This is a genomic window from Tamaricihabitans halophyticus (genome assembly GCF_004340875.1).
Taxonomy (GTDB): Bacteria; Actinomycetota; Actinomycetes; order Mycobacteriales; family Pseudonocardiaceae; genus Tamaricihabitans; species Tamaricihabitans halophyticus.
In genome coordinates this window covers 1-20,370 of sequence record NZ_SLXQ01000025.1, presented here as the reverse complement: position 1 = coordinate 20,370, position 20,370 = coordinate 1, and the positions used below count along the sequence as shown (strand labels likewise).

The following is a 20,370-nucleotide window of genomic DNA, read 5'->3' as shown; positions in this document are numbered from 1 at the left end:
TTTCAGTGAACCGCATCAGTAATCGATTCGTCAACACGTCTCACTCCGTGCGACAAAACTGTCAGCCCGTCGCGCTAGGCTGCTGTGGTGTCGCAGCGCCGCAAGCGCCCCACGATCAAGGACATCGCGACGGAGACGGGCCTCTCCCCCGCCGCCGTGTCCTATGCCCTGCGTGGCCTCCAGGTCCCGCCCGACACCCAGCAGCGCGTGCGCGAGGTGGCCGACCGGCTGGGCTATGAGGTCGACCCGATCGCCAGGGCACTGTCCAGCGGCCGCACCGGCACCATCGGCGTGCTGTGCAGTTCACTCGAGGACCTCTGGCAACAGAGCTTCATCGCCACGCTTGGCCGCCAGTTCCTCGCGGTGGAGCGCAACCTGCTGTTCGTGGACGCCGCGGCGGATCCCGAGCGGGAAGCGATGCTGGCCAAGTATCTCGTGGACCAACGGGTCGACGCGCTGGTCACTATTCCCGTCGACCCGACGTCGGCGTACTGGTCGGAGGCCGCGGAACGGACGGCCCTCGTCGCGATCGGTGACCCGTTACCCGGGGCCAACACCGCGGCCGAGGTGGTCTTCGACAACAGCCTTGGCATCACCGACGCCGTGAACACCCTCCGCGAGGCCGGCCATACCGAAGTTCTCGTGCTCACTCCTGGGCCGCGGCTACCCCGGTTCCGCCCCGCCGAGCAGTTTCTGCACGATATTGGCAAGGAGCGAGGCCTACGACTACGAGTACAGGCTTGCCCGAACAATCTCAACGACGCGGCCGAGGTCGCGTATACCGCCCTCGCCGAATCCTCCCGACCGAGCGCCGTGTTCTGCCTGGCCGATTCAATGGCCTACGGCGTGTACGCCGCCGCACGGGAACTCGATCTGGCTATCCCGACCGAGCTTTCCGTGCTCGGCTACGACGATCACCCGATGTCTCGCTTGCTGACGCCCGCACTTTCCACTTATCGCTGGGAAGTCGACACGGTGGCGGATGCCGTTGTCGAACGTGTGGTCAAGGCGATCGACCACGATCGGCACAGTAGGCGCAAACTGATCGCGCCGGAACCGAAACATCGCGAATCAGTTCGGCATCATACCTAGAAGTCCACACTAGACAGTCTATTGTGGATATATTGAACACGCGCGATCGGTTGAAGAGACGGATTTCCAAGCCTTACCGTATGCACACGCCGGCCGTGGCCATACCACAACGGAACGAAGTTTTCCACAGCCGCACCGGTTCCGCGCCGGAATCCGCCGCCAAAGCAAATTCAGCAGCGGCCGATACGCTGCGGAAACGGTATTGTGCGTGTGCCTGGTTACGGCAACGACGCGGAAACAATGGTAGTACTCCGTACGGACCATTCGCGTGCGGCTGAGGCCGTGCGCGTTACAGCCAACCAGCACGGGTTCCTGCTCAAGGTAAGGTCCATGGGTACACGTGGATACTGCCTTGGACGGTGACACGTCGACAGAAGGGAAACCTGAGGCCGACATGAACACCATCGCACTCGAACTGGTGCCGACCGACACCGAGGACGGCCTCGCGGCCGCCGTCGCGGAGGGGCGCAAAGTCGCCGAGCGCACCCGCGAGTTCGGACTGACCGGCCGCATTCGGCACGTGATGATCCCCGGCATGATCGCCGAGGACGACGATCGCCCGGTCGAGATGAAGCCAAAACTGGACACACTGGACTTTTGGCAAGCCGTGCGACCAGAACTCGACGGCGTGCATGGCCTGTGTACCCAGGTCACCGCCTTCCACGACAAACAGCAGCTGACCGAGCGCCTACAGGAGCTGCGCGGCGCCGGCATGGATGGCATCGCGTTCGTCGGCGTGCCGCGGACCATGGCCGATGGCGACGGCCCCGGAGTGGCACCGACCGACGCGTTGTCACAGTTCCAGGATGTCGTGCCGCACCGTGGCGTGATCCTGATCCCGACCCGCGAGGCGGAGGATCAGCGGTTCGCCTTCAAATGTGACCGCGGCGCCACCTACGGGATGACCCAGCTGTTGTTCTCTGATTCGATCGTCGGGTTCCTGCGCGAGTTCGCCCACCGGACCGAGCACCGCCCGGAAATCCTGCTCTCCTTCGGTTTCGTACCGAGCGCGGAGTCCAGGGTCGGGCTGATCAACTGGCTGATCCAGGACCGTGGGAACGACCTCGTGGCCAGGGAACAGGAGTTCGTCGCGGATCTGGCCGTAACGTCGTTCCAGAAACGCAAACGACAGCTCGTCGAGCTGTATCAGCGAGTCATCGACGGCGTGCACGACTTGGGTTTCCCGCTCAGCGTGCATCTGGAAGCGCCCTATGGTTACTCCAAACCAGCTTTCGAGACCTTCGCGGAGATGCTCGAATACTGGGCGCCGGATCGCCCGAACGCCAAGGGATGACGCATCGCCAGCCACACCCCGTAACCGCAATGCCCTTCAGGAATGCGGTTACGGGGAAATTCGGCTGACGTTCAGCGCGCCACCGTGCTACAGCTACGGGTCTTGCCCTGTTATCGAATAGACCTGTTATCGAGTAGACCGGTGGGGACCGACGGATGACAACCAGTGACTATTACACGCTCAACCGGCTGAGCTGGGACGAGCGCGTGCCGGTCCATCTGGACAGCGACTTCTACGGCTTGCGCGAGTTTCTCGCGGGGGCGGACGCGATCCGCGATTTCGAGCGGGCAGAAGTCGGCGAGGTAAGCGGGAAAGACCTGCTGCACCTGCAATGTCACTTCGGCTTGGACACGTTGTCCTGGGCACGCCACGGTGCGCGAGTAACCGGGCTGGACTTCTCCGAGAAGGCGATCGAGGCCGCGCGCTCGATCGCGGCTCAGGTCGACCTGCCCGCACGGTTCGTCACCGCGGACGTGTACGCGGCCGAGCAGGTCCTGGGCGAGACCTACGACGTGGTGTACACCGGTATCGGCGCCCTGTGCTGGCTGCCCGATATCGACCGCTGGGCGGCTACCGTGGCAGCGCTGCTGCGGCCGGGCGGTTTTCTTTACCTAGCGGAATTCCACCCGTTCGCGGACATTCTGGACGTGGCGGGCCGCGAGATCGCCCATGACTACTTCTACCGAGGTCCGTTCGAAGCCGATGACGCGGAGGCGGGGACCTACGCCGATCCGGAGGCCACCTTCCAACACAACCACACCGTGGAGTTCCAGCACGGCATCGGCGAGGTGGTGACCGCGCTGATCACGGCCGGTTTGCGGCTCGACTTCCTGCACGAGCGCGAGTTCTCGCTCTGGCAGCGATTTTCCGTGCTGGAACGAAGCGGCGGCGCCTACTACTACCCGGCAGGGCAACCAGGGGCACCACTGTTGTACTCGATCCGGGCCACGAAACCCTAGGCGAGGCTACGTAGCTTCGGCGCTGGTCGCGGCCGCCACCATCCCCAGTGCGAGTTCGGCATAGAAACCGCCGAGTTGATCGGGCGAATCCGCTCCGTCGAGCCGGTACCAGCGCACGAGATCGACGCCAAGGGACAGGATTGCCCGCACCAGGCGGTGGGCATCCACCACACCGAATGCCCGCTGCTCGACGCCCCACTGGATGGCAGCCTCGAACACGGCCGTGGTCTGCTGACGCAGGCCGGCGATGACCTCGTAGTGCTCCGCCGTCAACGCGGAGAGCTCGTACTGGCTGACGCGCGCCGCCACATGATGTCGGGCGTGCCAGGCGACGAACCGCGCGACGAGCGCCTTCAGGTAGACCGAGGGATCATCGGCGTCCTCGGTCGATCGGACCACCTCGAGCACCCGCCTATGCCCGGACCGGGTGATTTCGAAAAGCACGTCTTCCTTCGAGGCGAAGTGGACGTACAGCGCGGCAGGCGAGAGCGCCGCTGCCTTGGTGATATCCCGCGTCGTCGTCGCATGGAAGCCAGTCGAGGCGAAGCAACGCACGCCTGCCGTCAGTAACCGCTTGGCGACCTCTCCGAATCCCGCATCCCACAGGTCCGGCGAGTCATCAGCCAGCGCGAGAAGCGCGGACTGCCTGACTGACATCAACCGTCTCCCCTTCCGTCAACGCACCTTGCTCGACCTACGACTAACTGTGTACTATGCCACACACTCGAAAAATAACTGTGCGCTTAGTTATTTCAGCAGGTAGATGGACTTCCATCCGGCCGCTACCCGACCAGAGGTGGACACATGGACGTGTCGTGCGCGTTTCCAACCGCATTGGATTCTCCGGACAACATCGCGCTGGCCGAACGACTCGGCTATCACCGCGCGTGGGTATATGACACACCTCAGCAGAGCCCGGATGTCTGGATGACTCTGGCGCTCGCCGCGGAACGTACCGAGCGCATCGGCCTAGGGCCGGGTGTTCTGGTACCCAGCCTGCGACACCCCATGGTCAATGCCGCCGCGACGGCCACCCTGACCGCACTCGCGCCGGGGCGCGTGGCCGTCGCCTTCGGCACTGGCTTTACCGGGCGCCGCGCGATGGGCTATGGCGCGATCCGTTGGTCCTTTATGGATTCCTACATTCGCGCCTATCGGAGCTTGCTGCGCGGCGAGACCATCAACTGGGAAGGCGCCGAGATGCGCATGTTGCATCCGGATGGCCACGCTCCCGATCGACCGATCGAGGTACCGATTCTGATCAGTGCCCTTGGCCCGAAAGGAAACAAGGTCGCCAACGAGCTCGGTGATGGGCTCTTCGCTACGCTGCAACCGCCGGAATTCATGCCCGAGTACTCCTGGGTCGCCTATCTCGAATGGGGCAGCGTGCTCGATGAGACCGAGCAGAACGACTCGGAGCATGCCCGCTTGGCCGCGGGCCCCGGGTGGGCACTTTCCCTGCATGGCGCGTACGAGTTTGGTGGCGCGGAGGCAGTCAGGGCGCTTCCCGGCGGGGCCGAATGGCTCGCGTCCGTGGAAACAACGCCGCCCGCGCAGCGACATCTTGCCGTCCACTCGGGACACTGCGTCGAGCTGAACCCGGCGGACCGGGCGGCCTGGGACGCGGGCGGCAGCAGCACGCTCCGGGACGTCACGCTGACCGGAACCCGGGAGCAGATCCGCGACCGGCTGGACAACTACCGTTCGCTCGGCGTCACCGAGGTCGTCTTCCAACCATGTGGACCAGATATTCAGCGCGAGCTGGAACGGTTCCTCGAGGCCTCGTCCAGCTGATTCACCCACAGTCCCGAAGGGAAGATCATGAGCCATGACGTCCGCACCGCCATCGACGGTATGTCCTATCTGGAGGGTCCGCGGTGGCATGAGCAACGGATCTGGTTCGCCGATTTCTACACCCACCGGGTGTACTCGGCTGCTGAGGACGGCGGCGAGCTCCGTGTCGAAGCCGAGGTCGCCGCGCAACCCTCCGGACTGGGGTGGTTGCCGGATAACCGGCTGCTGATCGTGTCGATGCGGGACGCTCGGCTGCTGCGCAGGGAACCGGACGGCTCGCTGCACACCCACGCCGACCTGTCCACGTATGTCAACGGGCACCCCAACGACCTGGTCGTGGACGCTCAGGGCAGAGCTTTCGTCGGGGAGTTCGGATTCGATCTCATGGCCGGTCAGCCGTTACAAACCGCTGCCCTGCTCCGTGTCGACCCCGACGGGACGGTGACCACCGTCGCGGACGATCTGTGGTTTCCGAACGGCAGTGTCATTACCGACGACGGTGTCCTACTGGTCTGTGAAACGTTCGCCAACAGGGTGACCGCCTTCGATATCGCTGGCGATGGCTCGCTGGTCAACCGTCGGGTTTGGGCGAAGTTCGGCGAGCTGCCCACGAACAAGGACTTCGAACAGTTGCTTGGCCAGGTCGTGGTCGCCGCCGACGGGTGCTGCCTCGATGCCGAAGGGGCACTGTGGATAGCCGACGCGGTTGGCGGGCGCGTTCTTCGAGTACACGAGGGCGGCCAGATCAGCACGGAGATACCGGTCGATGGCGGAGTTTTCGCCTGCATGCTCGGTGGCTCCGACGGCCGGACGCTCTTTCTCTGTGCCGCGCCGGACTTCCATGAACAGGCCCGCAAGAACGCGCGCGAAGGAAAGCTGCTGACGACCCGGGTTGAGGTACCGCACGGTGGCCGGCCGTGACGAGCTCTGACGGACAGGGCAATTAGGACGAACCCGGGCGATCTCGCACGAACTCGGCATGATGGAGGGCGGCTGATCGCGTAATACGCCGAACCGGTGTAGTAAAGGGGGGTGACTCCCCCCGGTTCGCCCCGCTTGTTGCTCGGCCCGGTGCTGCGCCATGTTGGTACGACCACGGCCTCCGTGTGGGTACAGACCGACCGCCCGGCGACGGTGCGAGTACTCGACAGCCACGCCCGGACGTTCGAGGTCGCTGGTCACCACTACGCACTGGTGGACATCGATGGGTTAAGCCCAGCCAGCGCGACGCCGTACACGGTTTCCCTTGATGGGCAACACTGTTGGCCGCTACCGGATGCGAAGCAACCGGCCAGTGTGATCCACACCCGGGGTGGCGGCGACCCGCTGCGGGTGGTGTTCGGCTCCTGCCGTTACCCGAAGCCCGACGAACCCAAACGCGTCCGGGCGCTGGGCAGCGACGCGCTCGACGCCTACGCGGCCGAGCTGTCCGCCGACCCCGCGTCGCGCCCGCCGGATGCACTACTGCTGCTCGGCGATCAGGTCTACGCGGACAATCCCACACCGCAGGTCCGGCGCTGGTTGGCCACCCGGCGCGATGTGCGTCGACCACCGTGGCAGGAAGTCGCGGATTTCGCGGAGTACGCTCGGTTGTATACCGAATCCTGGCAGGATTCCGAGTTGCGCTGGCTGCTGTCCACCACGCCGACCGCGATGATCTTCGATGATCACGATGTGCGCGATGACTGGAACACCTCGCAGGCCTGGTTAGCCAATATTCGACGGCAGTCCTGGTGGGAAACACGGTTACGAGCCGCACTGGTCTCGTACTGGATCTACCAGCACATCGGCAATCTCGCCCCGGACGAACGCGCCGCCGACCCGACGTGGACCCGAGTCCGCGAGGCAACCGGCGATACGTGGCCGATCCTCGCGGAGGCCGCCGACCTCGCCGCGAGCAACCCATACGCCGTCCGCTGGAGCTTCCGGTGGGACCTCGACCGCACGCGCCTGATCATGGTTGATACCCGGGCGGCACGGGTACTCACCGAGGGACACCGCTCGATGCTGGACGAGACCGAGTTCGCCTGGCTGGAACGCAGCGCGGGCGAGGATCTGGCCGATGTCGACCACGTGCTGGTGGGAAGCTCGCTGCCCTGGCTGCTGCCACCGGCGATCGATCATGCGCAAGCGGCGAATGAAAGGTACTGCGGATCGCGGAACCGACTGGTCGCAGGGCTCGCCGAGCGAGCCAGACAGCTGGCCGATCTTGAGCATTGGGCGGCATTTCAGCGTTCCTTTGCCCGGTTTACCGCACTGCTGCGCGACATCGCGACCGACCCGGACGCTCCGGCGACCGTCAGCGTGCTCTCCGGGGATGTGCACCACAGTTACGCCGTGCGCGCCGAGTTCCCCGGCGTCGTACCGGATGCCAGCGTCTACCAGCTGGTCTGCTCGCCGATACATCAGGCGTTACCCGGGCCGTTCCGGGCGGTACTACGCATCGGCTGGTCCCGGCCGGCGATCACGCTGACGCGTTGGCTCCGCCGGTTGGCGCGAGCGCCCTTGCCCGAGGTGTCCTGGACCCGACTGCGCGGGCCGTACTTCCACAACGCGGTCGCGACAGTGCACATCGCCGGCCGTGCGGCGGAGCTGGCCGTGTCCAAACCAGACGGCTTGACATGCGGCCAGGTCACTCGGCTGTCCCTGGGTGAAACCCGCGAAGCGGAACTCGCCGACTGAGCCGTACGCGGCTCGGGCCAGCAGCAGGCAACCGTTGACATAATGAAGAACATCATTATGCTGAATCTCGTCGCGGGAACGAGGTGAGAGCGTTGAACGAAGCCGCCGCCGAGTGGACGGATGACGGGCAGGAGATTTCTTCCTTGCTCGGCGCGGTTGGCGAGCGAATCCGAGCTCTGCGCAAGGAACGCGGACTCACGATCGAACGCCTCAGCGAGCTCTCCGGGGTCAGCGTCGGCATCGTCAGTCAGGTCGAACGAGGCAAGGCAAATCCATCGTTCACCACACTGGCCCAGCTGAGTCATGGCCTCAACATTCCGGTCGGCAGGCTGTTTCATGTGACCGAGCAGGCCTCGCCGGTAGTACGCAAGAAGGATCGGCGCAGGCTCGATGTGCACGGCCTCGAATCCGACGACGGCGCGACATTCGAACTACTCACGCCGGATCTGAATGGCGCACTCGAGGCCACCTGGGTGCAGACCCCACCCGGTTACGATACGAGCGGAACACCGTACCGGCACAATGGCGAAGAGTTCGGCATTGTGCTTTCCGGATGCAAGGATGTGTTTATAGACGGCGTGCGGCACCGTCTGGAGGCCGGCGACTCCATTCGGTACTCGTCCACAATCCCGCATTGGTACGCGAACCCCGGCGATGTCGACTGTCATTCAATCTGGGTGATCACGCCGCCAACCTGGTAGGCGTTGATCACGGCTAGCACGCCGTAAACGAATCCCATTCGCGCCAGAACCGACGATCAAGACCGTATTCACTTCTGGCGTATTACTCCGGTGCTATCGGAGGTAATGGTTGTGGCTTCCTTACCCATGTCTACCAAAAAGCAGGATCCTCATCATTCCAAGAATTCCAAGACACTGACCGCCATCGGACTCGGAAATACCTTGGAATGGTACGATTGGCAGATATTTGGCCTATTGGCCGCCTTTATCGGGCCGAACTTCTTTCCGAACGCCGACCCTGTCTCGTCGACACTGAGCGCCCTGTCGGTATTCGCGGTCGGCTTTGCCTTCCGCCCACTCGGTGGGGTACTGCTCGGGCGCCTCGCGGACCGGATCGGTCGTCGCAAGGTGCTGCTGCTTTCCATCACGATGATGGCTGTCAGCACCCTGGTGATCGCCATCAGCCCGACATATCAGGACATTGGCGTGTTCGCCGGCCTACTGCTCTTCGTCTGCCGGGTCTTCCAGGGCATCTCGGCCGGCATCGAGGCACCGCTGTCCACGGCGTACGCGGTCGAACTCTCCCCCGCCGGGCGCGAAGGCCGCGCCGCCGGTGTGCTCAGCATGTTCGTGAACCTTGGCATCCTCGGAGCCTCGCTGGTGAGCTTCGCGACGAGCGCGTTGATTGACGACGCGGCCATGGCCGATGGCGGATGGCGCGTTCCGATGTTCGTTGGCGCGGCACTCGGCGTAGTGGTGATCTACCTGCGGCGCAACCTGCCGGAGTCGCTGCCGGCGGCTACTGGCACGGGGCCGCAGGCGCCACCACCGGTGTGGCGGCAGGTAGGGCGGCACTGGTTGGCGCTGCTGGCGATTATCTTCGTCGTTGGCGCGGCGCAGGCCTACAACTACGCGTGGAACGTCGGCCTGCCGAACCTGGCGAATGGTTTCGGCGAGGACTCCACGTCGGTGTTCGCGCTGACCACCTTGCTTGGCCTGATCCTGCTCGTCGGTTCGCCATTGGTCGGCATGCTCGCGGATCGGCGCAAGCTGTCCAGGACCTTCGTCGCGACCCGGCTGCTCGTGGTGCCTGCCGCTTTCCTGATGCTCGCCTACGCCGGACCGGGTATCGGCGGGTTCAGCATCGTGCTCCTGGTCGGCGGGCTCGTACTGGTGACAAACATGACGCTGTACAACGTGATCAGCACCTCGCTGATGCCACAGACCTGCCGCGCGACCGGGGTCGGGCTCGGCTACGGGATCGCCGTGGCGCTCTTCGGTGGAACCGCCTCGTACCTACTGATCTGGTTGCAGCAACAGGGAATCGACTGGCTGTTCCCGGTGTATCTGGCCGCGCTGTCGCTGATCAGCGTGGTGCTCTACCTGCTAGCCAAACGCACGACCGGCCTGTACGCGGGCGAATAAGGAGGGTGCAAATTGGATACGAAGGACTTGCGGATCGACAGCTCGGAGCTGTCCGCGCCAGTGGTGCGCCGCAGTGACGTCGTCGTGATCGGGGGTGGTCCGGCCGGTGTGAGCGCCGCGGTCGCCGCCGCGCGCGCCGGGACCTCGGTGACGCTCGTGGAAAGGTACTCCGCGCTCGGCGGTTTGGCCTCCGGTGGCATGGTGCTGGTCCTCGACGATATGTGCAATGGGGACGAGATCACGGTGGGCGGGATCGTGGACGAGTACGTCAGCCGTCTGGCCAAGGACGGGCAGGCGGTGTATCCGCCGCCGGAGGATCGATTCGCCTCGCAACAGATGTGGAACCGGTGGGGCCGCTGGGGAGCTTACGATATCCACTCGCACGACAAGCTGAAGCCGATCTGCTATTCGGTCGCGTTCGACCCCGACGGTTGGAAGCGAGTGTCGAACGAACTGATCCGCGAGAGCGGGGTGCACCTGCGGCTGCACAGCTGGTTCTCCCGACCGATCGTGGATGACGGTGTGTTGAAAGGCGTCGTCTGCGAGACGAAGGCCGGCCCACAGGCGGTACTCGGTGACGTGGTCATCGATACCACCGGCGATATCGACGTGGCTTCCCGGTCCGGCGCCGCCTATGAACACGACAAGTACCTGGTAACCCTGGTATTCCGGCTAGCGGGAGTGGATACCGCGGCCGCTGAGCGCTTCGAGCAGGAAGATCCCCGCGCCGCGCGGGCCATCAACCGGAAGGTCAAACGGCTACTCGGCGGAGCTTGGGAGCTGTGGTGGCTGAAAACCCCTTCACCGGGCGTCGTCTGGTGCAACTGTCCACATCTGACGGGATACGACGGCGCGGATCCCGAATCGCTCACCGCGGCGGAGTTCGAAGCCCGCGACCGGATCGCCGCCGTCCTCGACTACATCAGGGAACACCTCCCCGGTTTCGAGAACTGTTATCTACTCGACGTCGCACAGCAGATGGGCGTCCGGCAGACCAGGCTGCTCCGCGGCGAGTATGTAGTGACCAAGGACGACATCACCCAGCGCCGGTATTTCGCGGACTCGGTATGCCGGGGTCGGGACTACTACACGCCCTACCGTGCCCTGCTGCCACGGCAGGTGGACCAGTTACTCGTGGCCGGACGCCACTACTCGGCCACCCCGGACGCGCAACGCGTATCGCGGGAGATCCCGCCGTGCATGGCGATGGGCCAGGCTGCGGGGACGGCGGCGGCGCTGGCCGTGCGGCGCGACGAGCTCGTACGGGAGGTGCCGATCGCGCAGATACAACAGCAGATGCGGGCGCAGGGTGCCGATCCTGGCGACGTGCCATCGGCCAACGCGACGATCGACGAGCTCACGGAGGTACCGGCATGACCACGCTGCCGTTGGCTGGTGTCACGGTTATCGACTTCACTCAGGTGTACATGGGGCCGAGTTGCACTCAGCTGCTCGGCGACTACGGCGCTGATGTGATCAAGGTTGAGCGACCGAAGGTCGGCGACCTTTCCCGCAATTCGATCACCGACGAGTCTGGTATGGACAATCCGGTGTTCCTTTCCATCAACCGGAACAAGCGAAGCATCACGGTGGACACCAGATCGGCCGACGGCAAACAGGTGATCCATGACCTGGTCGCCAGGGCGGATGTGGTGGTGAGCAATTTCCGATCCGGGGTGATGGAGCGGCTCGGCTTCGGTTACGACCAGCTTCGGGAACACAACCCACGCATCATCTGGGCATCCGGTACCGGTTTCGGTGATCGGGGTCCGTACCGGCACAAGGGCGGCCAGGATGTGATCGCGCAGGCGTATTCCGGCGTGATGTGGCGAAGGGAATCCGAGGATATTCCACTGAACGTGTATCCGACGACGCTCTGCGACTACACCACCGGGATGCATCTGATGCAGGGCATCCTGCTGGCGTTACTTGCCCGCGAGCGAACCGGAACCGGCCAGCGCGTCGATGTCACCATGTACGACTCGATGCTGCATATGCAGATGCAGGAAGCGTGTATGCAGCTCAACCGGGGCCGGGAGATCAACTGGGCAGCGATGCCACTGTCCGGCGTCTTCACCACCACCGATGGCGCCGTGGTCATGGTGGGCGCCTTCAAGGAGAACCCGTTGCGGGATATCTCGGTGGCGCTGGAGCTGGACGAGGATCTGTCCGAACGGGCCGAGTTCAGCACCTTGGACAAGCAGTTCGAAGCGCGACCGGTGCTGCAGGGGATCTTCCGGGAGCGCTTCGCCAGCAACACCACCGAGTACTGGGTGAAACGGCTGGAGGACCGGGACGTGCTGTGCGCGCCAGTGCACAGTCTGGAGACCGCACTGGATGATAAGCAAACACTGGTCAACCAGATGGTGGTGCGGATGGAGCACCCAACCGCCGGCACGGTGCGGGTGCTGAACGCGCCGATCGGGCTGTCGAACACACCGGCGAGTATTCGCCGAGTGCCGCCAAGACTGGGTGAACATGCCACCGAGGTACTGGCCGAGCACGGCTATACCGAGGAGCAGATCGCGACCCTGCGACGAAACGGGGTGCTGGGATGACTGATTCCACACCAACCGACGAGGTGCGTTGTGAGATCAGCGACCACGTCGCCTGGGTAACGATCGATCGGCCGAACGTGCTGAACGCGGTGGATGCCCGAACGCATACCCGGCTCACCGAGATCTGGGCAAGGATCGAGACGGATCGGGATGTTCGCGCCGTCGTACTGACCGGCGGTGGGCAGCGGGCATTCTGCGTCGGCGCGGATATGTCGGCCTCGGCCGTGGAGCAAACCGGGCTGCAGTACTGGGCCCAGTGCGATCCGAACGGCTTCGGTGGGCTGAGCCTTCGGGATACCCTCGATGTGCCGGTAATCGCCAGGGTGAACGGCTACGCGCTCGGCGGCGGCATGGAAATGGTGCTCGGCTGCGATATCGTCATCGCGGCCGACACCGCGAAGTTCGGGTTGACCGAACCACGCGTGGGACGCATGCCGTTGGACGGTGGTATCGCCCAGCTGGTGCGCCGTATCCCGCATACCCAAGCGATGGGTTTACTGCTCACCGGCCGCAAAGCGGCCGCGGCGGAACTACACCGGATGGGGCTGGTGAACGAGGTCGTGCCGGCGGCCAAGCTGGACGAGACCGTCGAGCGCTGGGTGGCCGACCTCCTTGCCTGCGCTCCAAGCTCGCTGCGCGCCATCAAACATCTCGTGCAACACACGGCGAAACTCTCCGCGCGCGAGGCACAGTCGGCCCGGCTGCCGGCGGTGATCGAAGCGCTGGACAGCGCGGACAGCGCGGAAGGGGTACGTGCGTTTCAGGAGAAGCGAGCTCCGGTGTGGGTGGGTCGATGAACGGATTGCCATCCGGCGTGTGGGGCGTGGTCGCGACCCCGTTCAGCGGGACAGGATTGGATGTGGACACCGCGAGCCTGGCCAGGCTGGTGCGGCATTATGCGGATATCGGCGTCACCGGCCTCACGGTACTCGGCGTGTTCGGCGAAGCCGCGCAGCTGTCCATGGCCGAGCGGGCAACCGTGCTACGTACAGTGCTGGATTCGGTCGACCTGCCGCTGGTGGTCGGGGCGAGTTCGCTGGGCACGGCGCCGGTGATCGAGGAAGTGCACCAGGCGCGATCGCTCGCCGGCGATCGGCTGGCCGCGGTGATGGTGCAGGCGAACTCCGCCAGTGCCGAGGTGCTTGCCGCCCATCTGACCGCGATACGGGAGGCCACCGGCGCCGATCTCGTCGTGCAGGACTACCCACTGGTCAGCGGTGTGTCGATCGCGAAGGAACAGCTGGCGGCGGCGGTCGTACCCGGGGTGGTGGCGATCAAGGCCGAGGCGCCTCCGACGCCGGTCGCGGTTGCCGCGCTGCGCGCATCGGGTGTGCCGGTGTTCGGCGGTCTTGGCGGACTCTGGCTGCTCGACGAACTCGCGGCGGGTGCTGCCGGCGCCATGACTGGCTTCTCCTTTCCGGAAGCGTTGCTGTCCTGTACCGGGGCTTGGCACCGGGGTGGATATCAGCCAGCACGGGAGGCGCTGCTGCCGTACCTGCCGCTGGTGAACTTCGAACAGCAGGCGGGCATCGCGCTGGCGATCCGCAAGGAGTGCCTGCGGTCGCGCGGTTTGATCGCCGAATCGTGGGTGCGACCGCCGGCCGTGTCGCTGCCGGAATCACTGCGCGCGCAACTGGCAACACACCTGTCCGCGCTGCCCGGATGGCTGTCCGAATAGCACAGTCAATCGTCGAGATCTCGAGAACGAGGAGCACATGGTGACGTTGGTACAGCACCTGATCGATGGCGCCTGGCGTGGTCAAGAAGACCGTGCCAGGCGAAATCCCGCCAATCAAACGGAAGTGGTGAACACTTCGCCATCGGCGGACGCGGGCACCGTGCATGACGCCATCTCCGCGGCCGAGCAGGCCGCGTCCGGCTGGGCGTCGACTCCGGCGCCGGCACGCGGCGCCATCCTGCTGGATGCGGCAGAGCTGTTGCGCACCAAGCATTCCGAGATCGCCAGGGATCTGGTGCGGGAGGAAGGAAAGACACTTGCCGAAGCGACCGGTGAGGTCCGCCGCGCGATCGATGTGCTCCGGTACTTCGGCGCCCGGGGTTGGCACCAGGACGGCAGCGTGTTCCCCAGCGCTTCCGCGGACACCACGGTCCTCACTCGGCAGGAACCGCTGGGGGTAGTCGGCCTGATCACCCCGTGGAACTTCCCGATCGCGATCCCGGCGTGGAAACTCGCCCCCGCGCTGATCGCCGGGAACGCGGTCGTGCTGAAACCAGCCGAATTCACTCCCGCCTCCGCCGACCACCTCGCCCGCGCGCTGCTGGCCGCCGGCCTGCCGGACGGTGTCCTCAACGTCGTGCACGGTGCGGGAGAAGTGGCCGGCAAGACCCTTGTCGAGGACGACCGGGTGGCTGCCGTGTCGTTCACCGGCTCCACCGACGTTGGCATGCGAATTCAGCGGACCGTGACCGAGCGGCGCGGACGGGTCCAACTCGAGATGGGCGGGAAGAACGCCTACCTGGTGCTCGATGACGCCGCACCGGAGGCGGCGGCTCGGGTGGTGGCTGCCGGCGCGTTCGGGCTTACTGGTCAGGCCTGCACCGCCACCTCACGGGTGTACTGCACACCTGGTGTGCGGGCGGAGTTCAGCGCGGCGCTGGCCACGGAGGCAAAGCGCTACCAGCCGGGGGACGGCTTGGCGACGGGGACCGCGATGGGTCCGGTCATCAGCGAGCAGCAGTTGGCCACCGACGTCGGCGCGGTGCGAACCGCTATTGATAACGGGGCAACCGTGGTTACGGGCGGCGCGGATCCGGACGGGCTGCGGTTCGAGCCGACGGTGTTGACCGATATGGCGCAGGACGCGGACGTCGTCCGGCAGGAGGTGTTTGGTCCGGTGTTGGCGGTGCTCCCGGTGGCCGACCTCGACGAGGGCCTCGCCAGGGTGAACGATTCACCGTATGGACTGGCCGCCGGTATCTGCACGCGAGATCTGGCCGCCGCGCATCATTTCGCGGCAGCTACCCACGTCGGTGTGGTGAAGGTGAACCGGCCGACGACCGGGCTGGATCTGAACGTGCCGTTCGGCGGAGTCAAGGACTCGTCGACGAACACCTTCCGCGAGCAGGGGCCAACCGCGACCGAGTTTTACAGTTGGTCGAAGACTGTCTACTTCGGGCACGATCGGTGATGGGAACCATCGGACGCTTTCCTTCACACAAACGGGTGAGGAAACGGCTGTTCGACCAGGATTCCGCCCAGGTCACGGTCGCCAGGTCGGCCGAGCGAGTTGCGTCCCGGGGGTAACGTCAAGCCGCCTTTACGATTCAGTACTAGTGGGTGGCAGCGAGTGACGACAATGGGGTCGGCCGACCCGGATAACTGGGAATTCGACGTCTTGGGCCCGTTGGCGATTCGTCGCAACGGCCGACAGGTGGAGCTAGCCGCTCGAATGCTCCGCGCGGTGCTGGTCTCGTTGTTGCTACGCCCAGGTGAAGTGGTCACCGCGGAACGGTTGATTTCACATCTGTGGGGCGCGGAGGCGCCACCCACCGCCCGCGCGACGCTGCGCAACTATGTCCGGCGGTTGCGTACGGCACTCGATTCGGGCCTGGTGCAGACCGCGCCCGAAGGCTACCTGCTGCGTGTCCCGCACGAAGCCGTTGATCTCCATCGGTTCCAGCGTTCGATCGCGCTCGCTGGACGGACTAGCGACCCTCGGGCAGTCAAAGCGCACCTGACCAACGCGCTTGGGCTGCGGCGGGGGCCACTGTTCACCGGACTCGACGATCTGCCGATCGCGCGGGACGTTGGCCCAGCGTTCGAGGAGCAGTACCTACTTGCCGTGGAGAACCACGCCGCCGCCTCGCTGAGCCTCGGCGAGCACGAGCGAATTCTTCCGGCACTGGCAGAATTCACTCCCCGTTATCCGTTGCGGGAACGCTTGGTGGCGCTGTGGATGTCCGCCCTGCAGCGGGCGGGCAGGCGATCCGAGGCGCTCGAGGTCTACCGACGAACGCGGCGTCAGCTGGTCAACGAGCTGGGCGTCGAGCCAGGTGAACAGTTGCGCCAGGTACATCAACAGGTTCTGGCGGAACAGGACCTCACACAGGGCCAGCAACCACTCGGCCAGCACGTGGAGGGAGTTCGCGCGCTGGCGCAACTTCCGACCGATATCGCAGAGTTCACCGGTCGGCGCGAGGAACTGGACGGCCTGCGCCGGCTCGTGGCCGATCAGCGGGATGGCACGGCGACGGCGGTCGCCGTGATTACCGGTATGGCTGGGGTGGGTAAAACTCGGCTCGCCGTGCATGGCGCGCATTCTTTCTTGCGGGATGGTGAATTCACCGACGCGCAGTTGTGGCTGGACCTCCGTGGTTTCGACTCCGATCACGAGCCAGTGACTCCGGCGGAGGCGCTGGAACGATGCCTGCGGTTCCTTGGCGTGCCAGCCGCTGAGATTCCGACCGACGAGGAGTCCCGCGGCGCCTTGTTTCGCGACCGGCTGGCCGGCAAGAGCGCGCTGTTGCTGTTGGACAACGCCGCGAACGAAGCGCAGATTCGGCCACTGATCCCGGCCACACCGGGCTGTCTGGTGCTGGTTACCAGTAGGCGGAGCCTCGTCGGGCTGACCGGTGCCCATGTCGTCCGGCTCAGTGAGTTCGACCGCGAGCAGGCGATTGGGCTACTTGGCACGATCGCCGGTGAGCAGATAGGCCAGGACCCGACGGTCGCCGACCGGATCGCCGAGCTTTGCGGCGATCTGCCACTCGCCGTGGCGCTAACCGGGCGCCGGTTGCGGGCCAATCCGACCTGGACGGCGCGGGACCTGGTGGAACAGCTGGACAACGCGGACCGGCGGCTGGACCGGTTGTCGGCAGGGGCGCGAAGCCTACGGGCGGTCTTCGACCTGTCGTACCTTGCCTTGCCGGAGCAGCACCGTCGACTCTTCCGGCTGCTGAGCCTCTACCCCGGCAAGGACTTCACGGCGGACGCCGCGTCCGCGCTGGCCGGCATCGGTTTCGCGGAGGCGGAGACCTACCTGGAAGATCTCGCCGACGAGCATCTGCTGCAACACCTCACCCCGGGTCGCTACTCCTTCCACGACTTGATCAAGCCATACGCGCGCAGCAGTACACATGCGGAGGATGATGCCGAGCAGCGCCAGGAGGCGCTGGAACGGTTGTTCGCACACTACATCGAACGCGCCGGGGCCGCGCGCGGACTGCTCGCACCACGATTGCGTAGCCCGATCGGTGATGGCACCGCTCCGGTGTACTTCACCGCACACCACGAAGCGCTGGCATGGTGTGAGGCGGAGCGGGACAACCTGGTCGCCAGCACCAGGGCGTCGGCCGATATGGGGGTTCCGGCTGCCTGGCAGCTGCCCGCGTTGCTGCTCAGCTTCTACTACCTGCGCAGTCACTGGGAAGATTGGCGGGTAACGCACCGTAGCGCACTCGCCGCGGCCCGCAGCCTGGCCGATCCGCACGGCGAGGCGGTGATCCTGCGTGGGCTCGGCGTACTGCACAGTGATCTTCAGGAGTTCGACGAATCGATCCGCTGCCATGAACAAGCACAGGAGATCTTCACCGAACGCGCGGACCAGCACGGGATGGCCTGGAACCTCAACAATCTGGGTGTCGTGCTGGTAGATCTGAACAGGCTGGACGAGGCCGACGACACCTTCCAGCAAGCGTTGCCGTTGTTCCGGAACTGCGAAGACGTGTATGGCGAAGGCATCTGCCTGAACAACCTTGGCGATACACAACGGAGGCTGAACAACCCGAGCCGCGCGGCCGAACACCTCGCGGTCGCTCAGGAGCTGCAGCGCCGCCAGGAGGACCACAATGGACTGCGCTACACCTTGGCCAGCCTTGGCGATATTCACCAGGACGAGGGGCAGTACAGTGAGGCGACCGGGTACTACCGCGAAGCGATGGACCTGAGCACACGGTTCGGCGATCATCGGGCTACCGCCAGGATCCAGTCCAGGCTCGCCGATGCGTTGACCTGCACGGGACGAGCCGAAGATGCCGCTGAGGCGGAGAAACACCGGCAGGCCGCGGCCGCGGCCTTCGAGCAGCTGGGTGACCCGCAGGCCGGGGTCGCCCGCCATACGTCGGCAACCGACGAAGGGTAACCGAGGTCACATCCAGACCAGGCAAGGCCCGGTAGGGTGTCCCGAATCCGTCGTAGCTGATGCGCCGGGTTAGGAACCCCGAAGGGAGCCACATCATGCACGCAGCGATGGTCACCCGGACCGATGGGCCAGCATCGGTGGAAGTCCAGGAAGTACCGGATCCGGTGCCAGCGCTCGGTGATGTGCTGATCGAGGTGAAAGCGGCGGGGGTGAACTTTCCTGATCTGCTACTCACCAAGGGGATGTACCAGTACAAGCCGGATCCGCCGTTCACGCTTGGCGGCGAGCTCGCTGGTGTCGTCGTGGCCGCGCCATCGGACTCGGAGTTCTCGCCCGGAGATCGAGTAGCGGCGAGCAGTGTTACGGGTGCCTTCGCCGAGCTGGTCGCGGTACCCGCGCAGAGCGTTTTCCCACTACCGGATTCGATGGAGTTCGCGGCAGGCGCCGGGCTGCCGATGAACTATCTGACGATGACCTTCGCGCTGCAAACCCGTGGGCAACTGGAACACGGCGAAACGGTACTCGTGCAGGGCGCTGCCGGGGGTATCGGCACTGCGACGATCCAGTTGGCGAATGCCATGGGCGCACGAACGATCTCTGTTGTGTCCACTGAGGACAAGGCGAAGTTCGTCAAATCGATTGGTTCACAGGACACCGTGCTCGCCGAAGGCTTCAAGGATCGGGTGGCGGAGCTGACCGATGGCAAGGGCGTCGATATGGTCGTCGATCCGGTCGGCGGTGACCGCTTCACCGACTCGTTGCGTAGCTTGGCGCCGTTGGGGCGCCTGCTGGTCATTGGCTTCACCGCTGGCGATATCCCGACCGTGAAGGTGAACCGGTTGCTGTTGAACAATATTGACGTGCGGGGTGTCGGCTGGGGCGCCTATGCCATGCCTCGCCCTGGTTATCTGCGCGAGGAGTGGGACAGGCTCCTCCCCTACCTCGACTCGGGTGCCATCGACCCGCCGATCAGCGCTCGGTACCCACTCGCGCGGACCGGGGAAGCCGTCGCACAGCTGGATGAACGAGCCGCCCTCGGTAAGGTCGTCATCGAACCCGGTACCGCGTGAGCACCAGCCCGTGCGCCGCGTTCTGGAGCAGAGCGGCTAGGCGAAGAACGGGTCGGCACGTTGCTCGAGGCCGTGTGTGATGCGCAGCCGGATCGATGGGTGAATGTTCAACTCGTCGAGTTTCACTGGCTCGATCCAGTGGACTTCCTTGCTTTCGCTGCTGGTGCGCAGGTTTCCGCCAGTCGGGTGGGCACGGAAGCAGATGGAGAACTCCTGGCGCACCTCGCCGTCGGTGAAGGCGATGACATGTTCCGGGTCGCTGTAGATGCCGATCACGCCAGCGACCTCAACCTCGATACCGGTCTCCTCGCGAACCTCTCGGATGACCGTCTGCGAGATGGTTTCGCCGATGTCTTGTCCTCCGCCGGGGATCGCGTAGAGGTTGTTGTCGGTACGTCGGATCATCAGCACCCGCCCGTGCTCGTCGAGCACGAAGGCGGTCGCCGCGACAACGATGCTGTTGGCCGGTGGCGCTGCTGGGTCGCGGTAGTGATCGACGCGAGCCATACGTCCCTCCCTGCCACTTCGGCGTGCAGAATCGTCCTTTGTGGAGCCGCACGGCGAGGAGCCAGGCGATGCAAGACCGGAGTCGCGGAAATACGTAGGGCCCCTGACGGTACGGCGGGTTCACATGATCGTCGCAACACTCTCGATGAGAGGTTGCGGCGATCATGTCGTTTCAGGAGGACTGTGCCCGGTTCGGTGATCAGCTGGT

At 65.0% G+C, this 20,370-nt stretch carries 17 protein-coding genes; 15 read left to right on the top strand and 2 right to left on the bottom strand.

Going from position 1 to position 20,370, the window contains the following annotated elements:
* The first annotated feature begins 87 nt into the window (after nucleotides 1-87).
* The 3 genes from EV191_RS28430 to EV191_RS28420 all read left to right on the top strand — a co-directional run bounded on the left by EV191_RS28430 (nucleotide 88) and on the right by EV191_RS28420 (nucleotide 3,345).
* The gene (locus EV191_RS28430; RefSeq protein ID WP_132881009.1) at nucleotides 88-1,092 is read left to right on the top strand and encodes a LacI family DNA-binding transcriptional regulator; all 1,005 of its coding nucleotides are present in this window, start codon (nucleotides 88-90) and stop codon (nucleotides 1,090-1,092) included.
* A gap of 394 nt (nucleotides 1,093-1,486) precedes the next feature.
* Nucleotides 1,487-2,386: a mycobacterial-type methylenetetrahydrofolate reductase gene (locus EV191_RS28425; RefSeq protein WP_132881007.1), complete on the top strand. Its 900-nt coding sequence runs from the start codon at nucleotides 1,487-1,489 to the stop codon at nucleotides 2,384-2,386.
* Nucleotides 2,387-2,541: 155 nt separating this feature from the next.
* Nucleotides 2,542-3,345 (top strand): class I SAM-dependent methyltransferase, encoded by an 804-nt coding sequence (locus EV191_RS28420; RefSeq protein WP_132881005.1) that lies wholly within the window; start codon nucleotides 2,542-2,544, stop codon nucleotides 3,343-3,345.
* Nucleotides 3,346-3,351: 6 nt separating this feature from the next.
* Here EV191_RS28420 and EV191_RS28415 read toward each other — a convergent pair whose 3' ends face one another.
* On the bottom strand, nucleotides 3,352-4,002 hold the full coding sequence (locus tag EV191_RS28415) for a TetR/AcrR family transcriptional regulator (protein ID WP_132881003.1): 651 nt from the start codon (nucleotides 4,000-4,002) through the stop codon (nucleotides 3,352-3,354).
* A 147-nt stretch (nucleotides 4,003-4,149) separates the two neighbouring features.
* On the opposite strand from EV191_RS28415, the gene EV191_RS28410 reads away from it, so the two are divergent.
* The 12 genes from EV191_RS28410 to EV191_RS28355 all read left to right on the top strand — a co-directional run bounded on the left by EV191_RS28410 (nucleotide 4,150) and on the right by EV191_RS28355 (nucleotide 19,655).
* Entirely contained in the window at nucleotides 4,150-5,139 is a 990-nt protein-coding gene (locus EV191_RS28410; RefSeq protein WP_132881002.1) for an LLM class flavin-dependent oxidoreductase, read from the top strand.
* Between the two features lie 27 nt (nucleotides 5,140-5,166).
* A complete protein-coding gene (locus EV191_RS28405) occupies nucleotides 5,167-6,060 on the top strand; it encodes an SMP-30/gluconolactonase/LRE family protein (RefSeq protein ID WP_132881000.1) in 894 nt (297 codons plus the stop codon).
* Between the two features lie 111 nt (nucleotides 6,061-6,171).
* Nucleotides 6,172-7,821: an alkaline phosphatase D family protein gene (locus EV191_RS28400; protein ID WP_132880998.1), complete on the top strand. Its 1,650-nt coding sequence runs from the start codon at nucleotides 6,172-6,174 to the stop codon at nucleotides 7,819-7,821.
* A 92-nt stretch (nucleotides 7,822-7,913) separates the two neighbouring features.
* Entirely contained in the window at nucleotides 7,914-8,522 is a 609-nt protein-coding gene (locus EV191_RS28395) for a helix-turn-helix domain-containing protein (protein ID WP_132880997.1), read from the top strand.
* A 201-nt stretch (nucleotides 8,523-8,723) separates the two neighbouring features.
* Nucleotides 8,724-9,926 (top strand): MFS transporter, encoded by a 1,203-nt coding sequence (locus EV191_RS28390; RefSeq protein ID WP_243659302.1) that lies wholly within the window; start codon nucleotides 8,724-8,726, stop codon nucleotides 9,924-9,926.
* 12 nt (nucleotides 9,927-9,938) lie between these two features.
* Entirely contained in the window at nucleotides 9,939-11,303 is a 1,365-nt protein-coding gene (locus EV191_RS28385; protein WP_132880993.1) for an FAD-dependent oxidoreductase, read from the top strand.
* Nucleotides 11,300-12,484 carry a CaiB/BaiF CoA transferase family protein gene (locus tag EV191_RS28380; protein WP_132880992.1) on the top strand — a complete coding sequence of 395 codons (1,185 nt, stop codon included), beginning with the start codon at nucleotides 11,300-11,302 and terminating at the stop codon, nucleotides 12,482-12,484. Before EV191_RS28385 ends, EV191_RS28380 begins: the two co-directional genes overlap by 4 nt.
* Nucleotides 12,481-13,281: an enoyl-CoA hydratase-related protein gene (locus tag EV191_RS28375; RefSeq protein ID WP_132880990.1), complete on the top strand. Its 801-nt coding sequence runs from the start codon at nucleotides 12,481-12,483 to the stop codon at nucleotides 13,279-13,281. Before EV191_RS28380 ends, EV191_RS28375 begins: the two co-directional genes overlap by 4 nt.
* Complete coding sequence (locus EV191_RS28370) at nucleotides 13,278-14,162, top strand: dihydrodipicolinate synthase family protein (protein WP_132880988.1); 885 nt, start codon at nucleotides 13,278-13,280, stop codon at nucleotides 14,160-14,162. The genes EV191_RS28375 and EV191_RS28370 overlap by 4 nt, the downstream gene beginning before the upstream one ends.
* A gap of 37 nt (nucleotides 14,163-14,199) precedes the next feature.
* Nucleotides 14,200-15,633 (top strand): aldehyde dehydrogenase family protein, encoded by a 1,434-nt coding sequence (locus EV191_RS28365; RefSeq protein WP_132880987.1) that lies wholly within the window; start codon nucleotides 14,200-14,202, stop codon nucleotides 15,631-15,633.
* Between the two features lie 168 nt (nucleotides 15,634-15,801).
* On the top strand, nucleotides 15,802-18,585 hold the full coding sequence (locus EV191_RS28360; protein WP_243659305.1) for an AfsR/SARP family transcriptional regulator: 2,784 nt from the start codon (nucleotides 15,802-15,804) through the stop codon (nucleotides 18,583-18,585).
* 95 nt (nucleotides 18,586-18,680) lie between these two features.
* On the top strand, nucleotides 18,681-19,655 hold the full coding sequence (locus tag EV191_RS28355; protein WP_132880983.1) for an NADPH:quinone oxidoreductase family protein: 975 nt from the start codon (nucleotides 18,681-18,683) through the stop codon (nucleotides 19,653-19,655).
* Nucleotides 19,656-19,691: 36 nt separating this feature from the next.
* On the opposite strand, the gene EV191_RS28350 is transcribed toward EV191_RS28355, so the two are convergent.
* Nucleotides 19,692-20,162 (bottom strand): NUDIX hydrolase, encoded by a 471-nt coding sequence (locus EV191_RS28350; protein ID WP_132880981.1) that lies wholly within the window; start codon nucleotides 20,160-20,162, stop codon nucleotides 19,692-19,694.
* Nucleotides 20,163-20,370 lie beyond the last annotated feature (208 nt).

Bases quoted from the DNA above. Each gene is read 5' to 3' on its own strand.
- EV191_RS28425 (WP_132881007.1), top strand. From the start codon at position 1,487: ATGAACACCATCGCACTCGAACTGGTGCCGACCGACACCGAGGACGGC.
- EV191_RS28420 (WP_132881005.1), top strand. From the start codon at position 2,542: ATGACAACCAGTGACTATTACACGCTCAACCGGCTGAGCTGGGACGAG.
- EV191_RS28415 (WP_132881003.1), bottom strand. From the start codon at position 4,002: ATGTCAGTCAGGCAGTCCGCGCTTCTCGCGCTGGCTGATGACTCGCCG.
- EV191_RS28410 (WP_132881002.1), top strand. From the start codon at position 4,150: ATGGACGTGTCGTGCGCGTTTCCAACCGCATTGGATTCTCCGGACAAC.
- EV191_RS28405 (WP_132881000.1), top strand. From the start codon at position 5,167: ATGAGCCATGACGTCCGCACCGCCATCGACGGTATGTCCTATCTGGAG.
- EV191_RS28380 (WP_132880992.1), top strand. From the start codon at position 11,300: ATGACCACGCTGCCGTTGGCTGGTGTCACGGTTATCGACTTCACTCAG.
- EV191_RS28375 (WP_132880990.1), top strand. From the start codon at position 12,481: ATGACTGATTCCACACCAACCGACGAGGTGCGTTGTGAGATCAGCGAC.
- EV191_RS28370 (WP_132880988.1), top strand. From the start codon at position 13,278: ATGAACGGATTGCCATCCGGCGTGTGGGGCGTGGTCGCGACCCCGTTC.
- EV191_RS28365 (WP_132880987.1), top strand. From the start codon at position 14,200: ATGGTGACGTTGGTACAGCACCTGATCGATGGCGCCTGGCGTGGTCAA.
- EV191_RS28360 (WP_243659305.1), top strand. From the start codon at position 15,802: ATGGGGTCGGCCGACCCGGATAACTGGGAATTCGACGTCTTGGGCCCG.
- EV191_RS28355 (WP_132880983.1), top strand. From the start codon at position 18,681: ATGCACGCAGCGATGGTCACCCGGACCGATGGGCCAGCATCGGTGGAA.
- EV191_RS28350 (WP_132880981.1), bottom strand. From the start codon at position 20,162: ATGGCTCGCGTCGATCACTACCGCGACCCAGCAGCGCCACCGGCCAAC.